Origin of the sequence: Streptomyces iconiensis (assembly GCF_028657195.3) — a bacterium.
GTDB classification, from domain to species: domain Bacteria; phylum Actinomycetota; class Actinomycetes; order Streptomycetales; family Streptomycetaceae; genus Streptomyces; species Streptomyces iconiensis.
Window position 1 is genome coordinate 129116 of the sequence record NZ_JANCPR020000021.1, and the last position, 12199, is coordinate 141314.

Genomic DNA, 12199 nt, shown 5'->3' on the forward strand with positions numbered 1-12199 from the left:
GAGGGAGTTGGGTGTCGCAGCCGGGCGGCGCGGTACCGCCTCAGCGTCTATGCCTGGTCGTTGGCGGCCTGAGTCACCGTCAGTCCGTGGCCGGCGAGATGCTTGATGAGGAGTTCAGCCAGCACAGCGGCCCCGCCGTGCTGGTGGAGCAAGCGGTTGCCGTCCCCGTCCTCGTCTCCGGAGGTGAAAGGGTAGTGGCCGGGCAGCACGACGGCGCGGGTGAAGAAGTCGCACAGAACATCTGAGAACTCCGCGTGCGGGCGCTCGGGCACAGACTTACCCAGCACCGTGAGGCCGGACTCGACGATGGTGTTGAGGTAGCGGCGGCGCGCATTCCTGTCTCGCCGGGCCTCACCTTCGGCCCCCTCCTCCGCCGCCTCCACCACACGAAATCGGCCGGGGTCACTGCCCGGCCCGGCATCCGGCCACCCGTCGCCCTCGCGGACCTTTGCCAGGGCCTCCTCCATGGTGCCCGCATGCACCTGGGTCGCGCGGCGGATCCTCTCCTCGGGGCTTTCCAGCTCGACTCGGAAACGAGGCAGGGCGCCTTCCCCTCCCGCGCTCGACGGCTCACTCATCAGTCCTCCGTAGCTCGCCAGGTGTCCATGAGGCTGTCACCCCGTGGGTACTATACACCATGTGTATAGCTGGCTGCCACAGAAGAGGCGGTCTAATAGCCGACGCTCAGGCCGAGGGCTGAGAGGGGTTCGGACACGGGCTGGTGGAAGGAGGAGCCGCCGGAGGCGCAGTTGCCGCCGGACACGAGGATGCCGATGGCGTCGTTGCCGGAGACGGTGAGGGCGCCCGACTCACCGGGGGCTGCGCACAGGGTGGTCCGGAAGAGGCCGTGCACGGTGCCCTCGGGGTAGTTGACGGAGACGTTGACCGCGGTGACGGTGCCGCACTGCCAGCCGGTCGCGCGGCCCGACTGGCAGACGGACAGGCCGATGAGCGGCTGGGAGGCGCGTTCGATGCGCCGGGGCCCCAGGGGGGTGGACACCTCGCTGGGGTACGTCAGGTCGGGGTTGGTGTAGCGCAGTACGGAGTAGTGGGAGCCGGGGAACGTGGCGGCCACGGTCACCCCTACGGGGATGCTCAGTTGGGGGTCGGCGAACCAGCGGGTGCCGACGATTCCGCAGCGGCCCGGCATGATGCCGTAGAAGCCGCTGCCGTTCGTGGCGTTGAGCGCGACGGTGCAGCGTATGGCGCTGGAGTAGAGGGTGTCCCCGCCGCGCACGACCCCCGCGGCCTCGCCCGTGGGAGCCCGCGGTGCTGAGGCCGGGGGAGCGGCGGCGGTAGCTGGTGTGCCCGTCAGCAGCAGCGCCAGTAGCGCCAGCAGTACGCCCAGGCCGAGGGGGCCGAGGTGCGGGGCCCGTGGCGCACGCCGGGCCCGTACGGTGCGGATGGCGTGGACAGCTCGTACGACACGAACGGCGCGCACGGCGCCTCCCCGGGGTGGTCGGGCGACGGTGACGAACGCGCTCATTGTCGCCGAGACGGGCCACGGGCGTAAGGCTTCGCGTAGCGGTTGGGTCCGCGTGTGGCGGCCCCAACTGTCAGACGCGGTCGGCCAGTTCGGGCTTTCCGCTCATGCGGGCGCAGTGCGCGCAGCAGAAGAACTGGCCGCCGCCCTGCAGCCCGTGCCCCAGGATGCGGCACTGGCAGTGTTCACAGACGGGCGCGAGCTTGTGCGCCGCGCACTCGATGCTGTCGAAGGTGTGGGTGCCGCCCACGGTGCGTACCTCGAAGGCCAGGTCGTAGTCGTTGCCGCAGGTCTCACATTTCGCCATGGTCTCTCTCCTGTCGGGGGTGCGAATGGTCTTCACCGGCCGGTGACGGGTGCGTCAACGGCCGGTGACGGGTGCGTCAACGGCCGGTGGTGGGCCGGTCGTTGTCAGTGGTGGGCCGGTTCGTGGGGGCCGGAGCCGGTTTGGGGGACGGGGGCCGCGGCGGCGTGGTGTCAGCCACTGCTCAGGGCCAGCAGGCGGTCGGCGACCTCGGTCAGGTCCCGGCCCGTGACATCGGGACGGAGGAACACGTCGGCGTGGATCCGTTCCAGCCGGTCGCACCAACCGGTCACGCACCCCGCGCGCTTGGCGCCGTGGCAGTCCCAAGCGTGCACGGCGACCAGGGCCATCCGGTCAGGGGCGACGTTCATGCGTTCGGCGGCCGTGCGGTACACCCCGGGCGCGGGTTTCCATGTGCCCGTCTCACCGGCCGTGACCACGTGTTCGACGTGCGGCGCCAGGCCCGTGCGTTCCAGGAACGTCCAGGTGGGCGCGGCCTCGCCCACGGTCAGGCAGCCTACACGGACACCGGCGCCGCGCAGCCTGCGCATGGCGGGCTCCGCGTCCGGGTGCGCGGGCAGTTCGGCGAACCCGTCGAGGACGTGAGTGATCTCCTCGTCCGTCACCGACTGGCCGCTCTCGGTGTGCAGCGCCTGCCGCGCGACGTCGAAGAAGCCGGGGTCGGGACCGCTGAGCGCGAGCGCCATGCAGTCGCGCTGGACGCGCAGGAACCACGGCTGGAGGAGGGCCGCGGGCCGGCCGATCTCCTCGAACCGCGTGCCCAGGGAGTCCAGGTCCATCAGGGTTTCCAGGACGTCGAAGGCGACGGCCTGCGGTGGTGCGTTCACGCGGCGCCCCTTCCACCTGTCACGGCCACTCTCACCGGCGGCGCTGCTCGGTGCCGATGCCCAGGTCCCGCACGATTTCCTGGACGTTCGCGTACTGCTTCTCCATCGGCAGCCGCCCGGCCAGCTCCACCAGACGGTCGGGGGCGTGCTGCTCGCGCAGGGCGTCGACGACCCCGTCGCGGTCCACGGGGTAGAGGTGGCGGCCGAGGTGCTGGGCCAGCTCGGTGCGCAGTTCCACGTCCCGCGGGGTCATGCCCTCGGGCGTGGACCCGGTGCGCAGCGCCTGCGGGTCGGAACCCGGCTCGGGCTGATCCTCGCCCGAGGGTTCCAGCAACCGCTCCTCCTCCCGGTTGGAGGCCAGCTCCCCCTGGAGCCGCTTCTTGGCCTCGTCGTCTCGCAGCGGGCTGTTCTTGTCGTTCTCCTGCATGGGGCTCTCCTCTGCGCTCTCCCGTGGCGGCACGGGCAACACGGTCATCGCTGCCACCGACCGGGGTCGGGCAATCAACGCTGTTGCTGCGATCGGTGGACGCCGACCGGCTCGGCGAAGCCGTAGGCGGACCGTGTAACCGCAGGCAGCGGGCGGGAAACACCCCGGAGCCCGTACCGCCGGGTCGCGGGTGGGAGGGTGCGGGTGCCGTACCGGCGGGAGAGTGCGGGTGCCGTACGGGCGGGAGGGCGCGGGTGCGGCGCGTGTCGTGCGGGAGAGTGCGGGTGCGGCGCGGGCGTGGGACGCGGTGCATGAGAGTGCGGGTGCCGGGCACCCGTCCCATGATCCGCAAGCCACCCGAGGGAAGGGGACACCATGCTGATGGCCCACCCCGCGATGCTGGACGATCTCGTCGACTCCTACGAGACGCTCGTCGCGCTCGAAGCCAGGACAGGCAGCCCCGACGCGCGCCGCCGGCTGGGAGATGTGGCCTACACGCTGTGCGTTTCCACCGGCACCAAGGACGTGGACGCCGCACTGGTCGCGGCGCGGCACCGGCTGCCCGGCGCCCGGCCGCTGGACGACTCCGTGCTGAGTGCCTGAGTACGTGAGTGCCTGAGCGTCTGACCTCGTGGCCCGGTGACCTCGTGGCCCGAGGGCCGTAGCCCGTAGCCCGTAGCCCGGTGGCTGATGGCCCGGTGGCGCATGGCCGGTAGGCCGGCGGTTCGGGTCGCGGGCGCGGCGCCGGGCTGCTCGTTCTGCGGGCCCGGCGGCCCTGATCTACGTTGGAAGACGCGGGGGAGTCCGGGACAGCCAGGAAGAACCCGCGCAGGGAGAGAGACATGGCGGACAAGAACCTGACAGGCAGGCGCGTTCTCGCGCTGGTCTCCAACTACGGCGTCGAACAGGACGAGCTTCTCGTCCCGATGCAGCACCTGCGGGACAGCGGCGCCGATGTGGACCTGGCGGCCGTCTCGGCCGACCCCGTCCAGACGCTCGTGGGCGACAAGGACCCAGGCCAGAGCGTCGAGCCGACGATGACACTGGCCGAGGCGGACCCCGCGGCGTACGACCTGCTGCTCCTCCCCGGCGGCACCCTCAACGCCGACGCGCTGCGCCAGCAGGACACGGCCGTCGACATCGTCCGATCGTTCACCTCGGCGGGCAGCCCCGTGGCGGCGATCTGCCACGGCCCCTGGACGCTGGTGGAGGCCGCCGTCGTCCAGGGCAAGTCGCTCACCTCGTACGCCTCGCTCGCCACGGACATCCGCAACGCCGGAGGCGACTGGACCGACAGGTCGGCCGTGCGGGACAGCTCGGGCGGTTGGACGCTCATCACCTCGCGCACCCCCGACGACCTGGACCACTTCCTCCAGGAGATCGACGCCACGCTCACCGGCGCTGCGGCCTGACCCGCGCCGTGGGCGAGGGGAGGCGTCCGTCCGCGCACCGGGACGTCGTGGTCGTGACGGGTGCGAGCGCGGGTGTGGGGCGCGCGACCGCGCGGCTGTTCGTGGCGCGGGGGGCCGCCGTCGCGCTGCTGGCCCGGGGAGCCGAGGGGCTGGAGCGCGCAGCGCACGAGGTACGGGAGGCAGGCGGCGAGGCCCTGCCGCTGCCGTCGATGTCGCAGATGCCGATGCCGTCGAAGCGGCGGCCGACCGGATCGAACGCGAACCGGGGCCCCGTGGACGTGTGGGTGAACGCCGCCTTCGCCACCGTGTTCGGGCCCGTTACGGAGGTCGGCGCAGCGGAGTTCAGGCGGGCGACGGAGGTCACGTATCTGGGGTGCGTGCACGGCACGCTGCCCGCGCTGCGCCGGATGGTGCCCCGCGACCGGGGAACGATCGTGCAGACGGGTTCGGCGCCGGCGTACCGTGGCGTTCCGCTCCAGGCCGCCTACTGCGCGGCCAAGCACGCCATCCAGGGCTTCCACGAGTCGCTGCGCTGCGAGCTGCTGCACGAGCGCAGCGGCGTACGGGTGACGATGCCGCAGCTTCCCGGGCTCAACACCCCGCAGCTCTCCTGGGCGTTGTCGCGGTTGCGCACCCAGCCGCGCCCCGTGCCGCCCGTGTACCAGCCCGAGGTGGCCGCGCGTGCGCTCGTGCACGCGGCCGACCACCCCGAGCGCCGCGAGTTCTGGGTCGGCGGCTCGACCGTCGCCACGCTGCTCGGCGACAAGTTCGCGCCGGGCCTGCTCGACCGTTACCTGGCCAGGACCGGATACGAGGCCCAGCAGACCGGGGCGGCCCCGTGAGCCGGAAGCGGCGCACGAGACCCGCGGCAACCTGTGGCACCCGTGGGACGCGGAGGGCAGCACCGACCACGGCGCACGGGGCGTGTTCAGTACCGAGGCCAGAGGCCGCAGCGCACAGGCGTGGGCCTCCCGCCACCGCGCGCTGCTCGCCGCCGCCGCGACGGCGGTGGGCGGCGTCGCCGCCGAGGGACTGGCCGCCGTACGCAGGGTCCGCGCCTGAAGGCGGGGCCTGAACGTGGTGCCTGTGCAGGTGTCTGTGCCTGAACCCAGGGCCCCGGGACGCGCGCCCGGTTCCGGGGCGTGCCGCACGCCCGGGTGGGTTCGCGTATCCGCGCGTGCGTGCTCAGCGTCAGAGCCTCGTGCGTGCTTCGTGCGTGGTCAGCGTGCGAGCAGGGTGGCGGACTCCAGGAGTACGGCGTGGACGAAGCCCTGGGGGAGGTTGCCGCGCAACTGGCGCTGCACCACGTCGAATTCCTCCGCGTACAGGCCAGGCGGACCGTGCGCGGCGCGTGACCGCTCGAACCAGCGCAGCGCCGCCTCCCGGTCGCCCAGATGCCGGGCGGCCAGGGCCATCGTGAACCCGCACAGCAGGAAGGCGCCCTCCGCCTCGGCCAGGGGCAGGTCGTCGTGGCGGAAGCGGTAGAGGAAGCCGTCCTCGGAGAGTTCGCTCTCGACGGCACGGACCGTGCGCGCGACGCTCGGGTGGTCCCGTGGCAGACAGCCACGCGCCAGCGGCAGCAGCAGCGAGGCGTCCACACCGGTGTCGTCGGCGGCGCGTCCCCATACGCCGTCGGGGCGCAGACAGCGGCGGCGGGTCTCGTCCAGGACGGTGTCGGCGAGTGCCCGCATGCGCTCGGCGTCCGGGCCCGGCATCCGCGGTACGAGCGCCTGGAGCCCGGTCACCACGCTCAGCCGGGAGTGCGTCCACCAGCGCTCCTCCAGCTCCCACAGCCCGGCGTCGGGAAGCTCCCAGTTCTGCTCGACGGCGGTCACGGCGGCCCGTACGGCGTCGCGTGCCTCCGGGTTGTCGAGGTGGCCGTGGCGTGCCGCGGCGGCGAAGAACTGGAGGACCTCGCCGTAGGTGTCCAGCTGGAACTGTTCCCCCGCCCTGTTGCCGACCCGGTCGCTGCCCCCGGGATAGCCGGGCAGCGAGAGCGTGCGCTCCGCGGGCACGGGGCCGCCGGTCACCGTGTAGGCGGGGCGCAGCCGCTCCCGGTCGGCGAGCACGCGGGCCGTGACGAACGCGACGGCGCGGTCGAGGAGCGGGTGCGGGCCGTGTGCGGCGACGGCGATACCGGCGTAGCACTGGTCGCGCAGCCAGGCATAGCGGTAGTCGTAGTTGCGGCCGGTGTTGGCCCGTTCGGGCAGCGAGGTGGTCGCGGCGGCTGCCATGCCGCCGGCCGCGCTGGTCAGCCCGTACAGCACGGCGTACGCCTGCCGCGCGTCGCGCGGCGCGAGCAGTTCGCCGCAGTCGGGAACCGCCTCGCGCCACTCCTGTTCGGTCTGCCGCCACAGCCGCGCCGCGTCCAGGCTGCCCGGGTGCGCCTGGGCCGCAGCGCGCTCGGTGGCGATCTCCACCACGATGTCGCGGTGTTCGCCCTCGCGCAGCGTGAAGGCGGCGCGCAGCGCGCCGCCTTCCGCGCGTGCCTCCGGTACACCGGCGCAGCGCAGCCGCAGTCCGCCGCCCGCCGCTGTCCACAGGCCCTCGCCCTCGCAGGGGCCTTCCGCATGTGGGCCTTCCGTGTGCGGGCCTTCCGCGTAGGGGCCCTCCATGCCGGCGGAGCCGAAGCCAGGCCGCGCGTCGAGCAGCAGCCGCACCCGCGCCCCGCCGGAGGGCGCACGGCGTGTGCGTACCTGGCGCAGCAGTACGAGCCGTTCGGGCTCGGCGGGCAGGGCGAGCGCCTCCCTGCACTCGATCACGGTGTCGGGCCCGACCCAGCGGGACACATGGACGAGGGAGCCGTCCTCGTAGGAGCCGCCCCACACGTGCCAGTCGTCCTCGGGCCTGATCACGTATTCGCCGGCGCCGCCGATGAGTTGGGAGAAGACCGCCTCGCTGTCCCAGCCAGGGGCGCACAGCCAGACCACTTCGCCGCGCGGGCCGACCAGGGCCCCGCGCTCACCGTCGCCGAGGAACGCGTAGTTCCGCAGCGCCCAGGGCATCGACTCGCCCATGCGTTCCCACCTCCTCTCGTGAGCCGCTCGTCCCGTTCCCCGACCGTACGGAAGCTCCGACGGAACGGGCACGGCGTCCGGCACGCGCGACCGGCACGGCGTCCGGCACGGAACCGGCGCGTAACCGGCCGCGCGTCCGGCGCGGCGACCGAAGCGGCAACCGGTACGGCGCAGCCCCGGTACGGCCCGGCACAGCACGTGGTCGCTCATACGTACCTCGCGCGGGCGCACCGAAACGGCCTCGTCGCAGGTGGCCGGAGTGAGGCCGACGGAGTGGAGCGGCGCGGGGGCCGTTTGCTTCCCGTCAGGCGTGGCAACCGGAGCGATATGTCATACGAAGTCGAGAACGACAGCGCCAGGACCCCGCCGAGTACGCCGGCCCGCGCACTCGCGGACACGCTCTCCAGGGCGCCCGTCGCGGGCCCCCTGGACAAGTTGTCGGGGACCAGCGCCCTCGACCCGCTCATCGGGCCGCTGCGCAGCGCCGTACGGGGGCTGCCGCTCGGCCCGGCACGCGACGTGCTGCACGGCGGCTGGCTGGGGCACCCGCTCCACCCCGCGCTGGTGCAGTTCCCCATGGGTGCCTGGATGTCGGCCGGCGTCCTGGACCTGCTGCCGGGTACCCACCGCTCCAGCCGCGCCCTGGTGGGTGCCGGGCTGCTCGCCGCGCTGCCCGCCGCGCTCGCGGGCTGGACGGACTGGGCCGAGCAGCGCAAGCCGCAGATGCGTACCGGGCTGGTGCACGCGGCCTCCAACTCCCTCGCCGTCGGCCTCTACACGGCGTCCCTCGCCGCACGTATGCGCGGGCGGCGCTGCCGCGGCAAGCTGCTGGGCTTCGCCGGGCTGGCCGCTGCCGGCGGCGGTGCCCTCCTCGGCGGGCACCTCGCCTACCGGCAGGGCAGCGGCGTCAACAAGACCGAGTCCGTGTCCGACATCGTGGAGCCCGGCTGGCACGCGCTGGGCCGCGCCGAGGCGTACTCCCTGGGGCGGCCCTCCAGGACGACGCTGGGCGAGGTGCCGCTGCTGGTCGTCCGCGAATCCGACGGCGTACGGGTCCTCGCCGACCGGTGCAGCCACGAGGCCGGTTCGCTGTCGGGCGGCGAGGTGGCCGACGGGTGCGTCACCTGTCCCCGGCACGGCAGCGTCTTCCGCCTGTCGGACGGCTGGAACCTCGCGGGCCCCGCCACAGCGCCCCAGCCCTCCTTCGAGACCCGCGTCCGCGCCGACGGCGTCCTGGAGGTACGGCTGCCGGACGCGTGAGCGGGGGCTGCCGCGCTTCGGTCGGCAGCGGTTCGCATGGGGTGTACGGGCGTACGGGAACGGTCCGCGCCCAGCCCAAGTGCCCGCCCCCGGGGCCCGGTTCCGGGGCCACGCGTCACGCGGGCTCCCGGCCGCACCGTCCCCTGGCCGGGGCGGGCTCGCCGCGAGGGCGGGCCGCCCCGGCCCCGGGTGTCAGCGGGCGGTCACTCAGCGGACGGTCACCACAAGGGTGTTGGAGACCGTGCGGTCGGCGACGAGGCGAAGCTCGTTCTTGCCCTTCAGGCCGAGCTTCACGCGCAGCGAGTAGGTGCTGTCGCGGTTGACGGCGGTCTTGGCAGGCAGGCTCCTCCAGACTCCCCCCTGCTTCTGTTGCAGCACGACGGGGGTGCCGGGCCTGATGCCCGTGACCCTGCCGTGGATACGGAACTCCTGCCACGGCCTGACCACCTTGTGGTCGGCGGTGGCGTGGTGCGTCTTGACGACGGGCCGGGAATCGGTGGACGCCTCCACCGAGGCCCCGGCGGGAGCGGGTTCCGGGTCCTGCGGGCCGGTCACCGCCGCTGCGGTGGCGCCGGCGCCCACGAGCCCGGCGGTCAGCAGACCCGCCACGAGACAACGGGTGCGATAGGTCCTGCGGATGTGAGTCACGAGGTGCTTCCTCTCTCAGGAGCAGTCGGTACACGCTCCAGACAACAGGAACCCCACCACATCCGGTATGGGCACTATGTACTCTTTACGGTTTGTCGCCCCTACGGGCTACGTCACGGCCTGAGGGTGAGGGTGAAGGTACGGCCGTAGGCGTGCCGGGTGGGGAAGCGCAGGAGGGTGCCGCCGGTGACGGTGCGGGCGGTGACGCCGGGGTCGGCCGCGACCGGGCGCAGGCGGCGGTCGCGGAGGAGGACGGTGAGGTGGTCGCGGCGCATGGTGGGGTCGGAAGCCGCGACCGTGATCCGGCCGGGTGCGCGGCGCACGAGGACGGACGAGGGCCCGTCGACGCGGAGACCCCGGGTGCTGTGCCTGCCGGGGGTGAAGGAGTTGAGGGCTGTCAGCCCGAGGCCGCTGTGGTGGACGGCCTGGAGGCGCGGGGTGTTGGCGAGCACGTCCAACGGGCCGTGTGCGTAAGCGCGCAGGGCCGCTTCCGTCGCTCCCGGGACGAGTGCGTAGGCGAGCGCGAGGGGCCGCGTCCCGGCTTCCTGGTGGAACGTCACGTCGAAGACCTGCCGCGTGACGGCCGTGTCCGGGTTCGCCGTACGGACGGTGCGGCGGCTGCGGGTGACGGACTTCAGCGCGACCGTGACCTGGGGCGTGCGTCCGGAGGGGTGGGGGGAGCGGTTGGGGGAGCGGGGGGAGTCGGCCGCGTCTGCCGCGTCGGTCGTCTCTGCCGCGTCGGTCGTCTCTGCCGCTTCGGCGGCGTCTGCCTCGCCGGCCGTGAGGAAGGCGTAGCCCACCGCCGTGTGCTCGGTGGCGTTGGCGTACCGCAGCCAGCTGAGCCCGGCCGTGCCGGTGCCCCGCCAGGGTGCGCCGTCGGTCCGCGCGCTGGTGAGCGTGACGCGGTCGCCCGGCGCCGCCGTACGGGCGTCGACGGTGGTGGTGACCTGGCGTCCCGCGCGGTCGCCCACACCGGCGGCGAGTACGACGATCTCGTCGTCCAGCAGGAACCACGACTTGGTCGCCGTCGCGTTGCGGTAGACGGCGAAGTCGTCGGGCAGGCGGTCGCGGTGCGCGTACGGAACATCGTCGGACTGCACCATTCCGGCCGCGCCGTACGCGTCCAGCACGGCGCCGCCCGAGTGCGTGTGGGTGCCGCGCGGGAAGTACACGTAGGTGTTCTGGGACTCCGAGGACGCGGTGAAGTGGAGCGGGTGGTCCGGGTTGTCGTAGTACGGCTTGCCGTACAGCTCGGGGACGGTCCCGCGCGGCTCGACCGGCGCCGTGACGCCTGCCAGTCCGTACGGCGAGACGGTCGTGAAGTAGTCGACCCCGTAGGCGTGCCTCTGGTCCTGGCCCGCGAGGTACAGGTAGTGCGCGCCGTCGCCCTGGAACCAGGGCATCAGGTTCTCGCCGCTCATGTACTCGTACTTGCTGATCCGGTCCGAGCTGCGCGAGAGCGCGAACGCGTAACCGGGGCGCCTGTGCACCGTCTTGTCCATGGCGTTGAACGCGGTGCTGCGCGCCGCCGGGTTGAGGTCGGCAGCCGGAACAGAGCCGTCGGCGAGGATGTCCGCGTAGCGCGTCACCGTGAGCGGGGAGGCGAAACGGGCCGGGTCCGGCTCCTCGCGCGAGGCGGTGTGCAGGTGCTTCACGTAGCTCTTCAGCGCGGTGGCGCGCGCTCCCTCGGCGTAGGCCGACAGATCGGTGACGGCCTCGGCGATCGCCGCCGTGTCCGCGTACCCGGTGCCCGTACGGGAGACCGAGCGGCCCTTGACGATCTCCATCATCCAGCCCTCGAAGATCACCGGAGCGAACCCGTCGGCCACCCACCGGTGCACGACGGGCACGAGCACGGCGGTGTCCGCGTACCCCGTGCCGTCCAGCAGCTTGAGCGTCTGCGTGACGCGCGTCAGCAGCCCCTTGCCGTACGAGCCCGTGTAGGCGACCGAGTGGTGCTGGATGAAGGAGCCGTCCGCGTAATAGCCGTCCGTCACCCCGTGCTTGAGCGCGTACGGGTCGATCGTCGCGTAGACCGTGAGCTGGTCCTCCAGCGCCTTGCGTACGCGCTGCTCGCCCGGCCGGCCGCCGAGCAGCGCGCCCTGGAGGAGGCGGTTGGTGGTGATGTCGGCGAGGTTGGCGCCGGTGTGGAAGCGGGAGTCGAGGTCGACGTCGCCGTCCTTGCCGTTGCGCAGGTAGGCGTCCATGGAGGTCACATATGTACGGGTCAACTCCGGGCGCTGGTCGGCGAGTTGGTCGGCGAGGAGCGCGAGGGTTGCCGTGACGCTGGTGGAGATGCCGATCTCCCAGGTGAACCAGTTGCCGTAGTAGCCGCGTGACTGGTCGCCGTAGTAGCGCTCGTGCAGGGTGACCAGGCCCTCGATCACGCGCCGCCGCGCCGCGCCGTCGCCCTCCAGCGCCCCGCCGGGCGTACAGGTCGCCAGCGCGATCTCGTAGAGCCGCCGGAAGGTGGCGTTCAGGTTCGGGTCGCTGCTGCCCAGCTCCAGCCCCTCGAACAGCTCGCCCTCGCCCGCCGCCTCCATGGCGGCCAGATGCGCACGCGCGGCCCGCTCCACGGCCGCCAGTTTGCCTGCCGTCTCGGGCCGCGCGTTGGACTCGGGTGTGCCCGCGAAGGTCCGCACGGCGTTGGCCAGCAGCTTCGCGAGGCCGTTCGCCGCCGGGGCCCCGCCGGACGGGCCCGCTGCCGCTGTCGCGGCGCCCGCCGGGAGCACCGCGGTCAGCCCCGCGGCCGACAGAAGGGACAGCACATGTCTCCGCGTGAACTCCATGGGGGTCCTCC

Annotated in this window: 13 protein-coding genes; 5 read left to right on the plus strand and 8 right to left on the minus strand. The window is 73.0% G+C overall.

From position 1 onward, the window contains the following. Positions 1–47: 47 nt before the first annotated feature. The 5 genes from NMN56_RS21780 to NMN56_RS21800 form a co-directional block, all read right to left on the minus strand. Positions 48–578 carry a hypothetical protein gene (locus NMN56_RS21780; RefSeq protein ID WP_274042063.1) on the minus strand — a complete coding sequence of 177 codons (531 nt, stop codon included), beginning with the start codon at positions 576–578 and terminating at the stop codon, positions 48–50. Between the two features lie 92 nt (positions 579–670). After that, positions 671–1441: a S1 family peptidase gene (locus NMN56_RS21785; protein ID WP_274042064.1), complete on the minus strand. Its 771-nt coding sequence runs from the start codon at positions 1439–1441 to the stop codon at positions 671–673. Between the two features lie 115 nt (positions 1442–1556). Then, entirely contained in the window at positions 1557–1790 is a 234-nt protein-coding gene (locus tag NMN56_RS21790; RefSeq protein WP_274042065.1) for a hypothetical protein, read from the minus strand. A 170-nt stretch (positions 1791–1960) separates the two neighbouring features. Then, positions 1961–2635 (minus strand): HAD-IA family hydrolase, encoded by a 675-nt coding sequence (locus NMN56_RS21795; RefSeq protein WP_274042066.1) that lies wholly within the window; start codon positions 2633–2635, stop codon positions 1961–1963. Positions 2636–2666: 31 nt separating this feature from the next. Beyond that, entirely contained in the window at positions 2667–3062 is a 396-nt protein-coding gene (locus tag NMN56_RS21800; protein ID WP_274042068.1) for a DUF2795 domain-containing protein, read from the minus strand. A 375-nt stretch (positions 3063–3437) separates the two neighbouring features. Between NMN56_RS21800 and NMN56_RS21805 the strand changes: the two genes are divergently transcribed. The 4 genes from NMN56_RS21805 (at position 3438) to NMN56_RS21820 (ending at position 5536) form a co-directional block, all read left to right on the plus strand. Beyond that, positions 3438–3665 (plus strand): DUF5133 domain-containing protein, encoded by a 228-nt coding sequence (locus NMN56_RS21805; RefSeq protein WP_274042069.1) that lies wholly within the window; start codon positions 3438–3440, stop codon positions 3663–3665. Positions 3666–3904: 239 nt separating this feature from the next. Beyond that, positions 3905–4474: a DJ-1/PfpI/YhbO family deglycase/protease gene (locus NMN56_RS21810; RefSeq protein WP_274042070.1), complete on the plus strand. Its 570-nt coding sequence runs from the start codon at positions 3905–3907 to the stop codon at positions 4472–4474. A gap of 53 nt (positions 4475–4527) precedes the next feature. Then, entirely contained in the window at positions 4528–5316 is a 789-nt protein-coding gene (locus NMN56_RS21815) for an SDR family oxidoreductase (RefSeq protein ID WP_274042071.1), read from the plus strand. Between the two features lie 82 nt (positions 5317–5398). Next, positions 5399–5536 carry a hypothetical protein gene (locus NMN56_RS21820; RefSeq protein ID WP_274042072.1) on the plus strand — a complete coding sequence of 46 codons (138 nt, stop codon included), beginning with the start codon at positions 5399–5401 and terminating at the stop codon, positions 5534–5536. 158 nt (positions 5537–5694) lie between these two features. Here the strand turns inward: NMN56_RS21820 and NMN56_RS21825 are convergent, their stop codons facing one another. Beyond that, positions 5695–7491, minus strand: coding sequence for a glycoside hydrolase family 15 protein (locus NMN56_RS21825; RefSeq protein WP_274042073.1), 1797 nt, complete (start codon positions 7489–7491; stop codon positions 5695–5697). A gap of 327 nt (positions 7492–7818) precedes the next feature. Here NMN56_RS21825 and NMN56_RS21830 point away from each other — a divergent pair, with 327 nt between their 5' ends. Continuing rightward, positions 7819–8751 carry a Rieske (2Fe-2S) protein gene (locus NMN56_RS21830; protein ID WP_274042074.1) on the plus strand — a complete coding sequence of 311 codons (933 nt, stop codon included), beginning with the start codon at positions 7819–7821 and terminating at the stop codon, positions 8749–8751. A 207-nt stretch (positions 8752–8958) separates the two neighbouring features. On the opposite strand, the gene NMN56_RS21835 is transcribed toward NMN56_RS21830, so the two are convergent. Together NMN56_RS21835 and NMN56_RS21840 are read right to left on the minus strand one after the other, a co-directional pair. Further along, complete coding sequence (locus tag NMN56_RS21835; RefSeq protein ID WP_274042075.1) at positions 8959–9399, minus strand: hypothetical protein; 441 nt, start codon at positions 9397–9399, stop codon at positions 8959–8961. Between the two features lie 113 nt (positions 9400–9512). Next, positions 9513–12188 (minus strand): polysaccharide lyase family 8 super-sandwich domain-containing protein, encoded by a 2676-nt coding sequence (locus tag NMN56_RS21840; protein ID WP_274042076.1) that lies wholly within the window; start codon positions 12186–12188, stop codon positions 9513–9515. Positions 12189–12199 lie beyond the last annotated feature (11 nt).

What these genes read in the sequence shown, in the direction of transcription:
- NMN56_RS21780 (WP_274042063.1), bottom strand. Translation starts at nt 578, where the DNA reads ATGAGTGAGCCGTCGAGCGCGGGAGGGGAAGGCGCCCTGCCTCGTTTC.
- NMN56_RS21790 (WP_274042065.1), bottom strand. Translation starts at nt 1,790, where the DNA reads ATGGCGAAATGTGAGACCTGCGGCAACGACTACGACCTGGCCTTCGAG.
- NMN56_RS21800 (WP_274042068.1), bottom strand. Translation starts at nt 3,062, where the DNA reads ATGCAGGAGAACGACAAGAACAGCCCGCTGCGAGACGACGAGGCCAAG.
- NMN56_RS21805 (WP_274042069.1), top strand. Translation starts at nt 3,438, where the DNA reads ATGCTGATGGCCCACCCCGCGATGCTGGACGATCTCGTCGACTCCTAC.
- NMN56_RS21810 (WP_274042070.1), top strand. Translation starts at nt 3,905, where the DNA reads ATGGCGGACAAGAACCTGACAGGCAGGCGCGTTCTCGCGCTGGTCTCC.
- NMN56_RS21825 (WP_274042073.1), bottom strand. Translation starts at nt 7,491, where the DNA reads ATGGGCGAGTCGATGCCCTGGGCGCTGCGGAACTACGCGTTCCTCGGC.
- NMN56_RS21830 (WP_274042074.1), top strand. Translation starts at nt 7,819, where the DNA reads ATGTCATACGAAGTCGAGAACGACAGCGCCAGGACCCCGCCGAGTACG.
- NMN56_RS21840 (WP_274042076.1), bottom strand. Translation starts at nt 12,188, where the DNA reads ATGGAGTTCACGCGGAGACATGTGCTGTCCCTTCTGTCGGCCGCGGGG.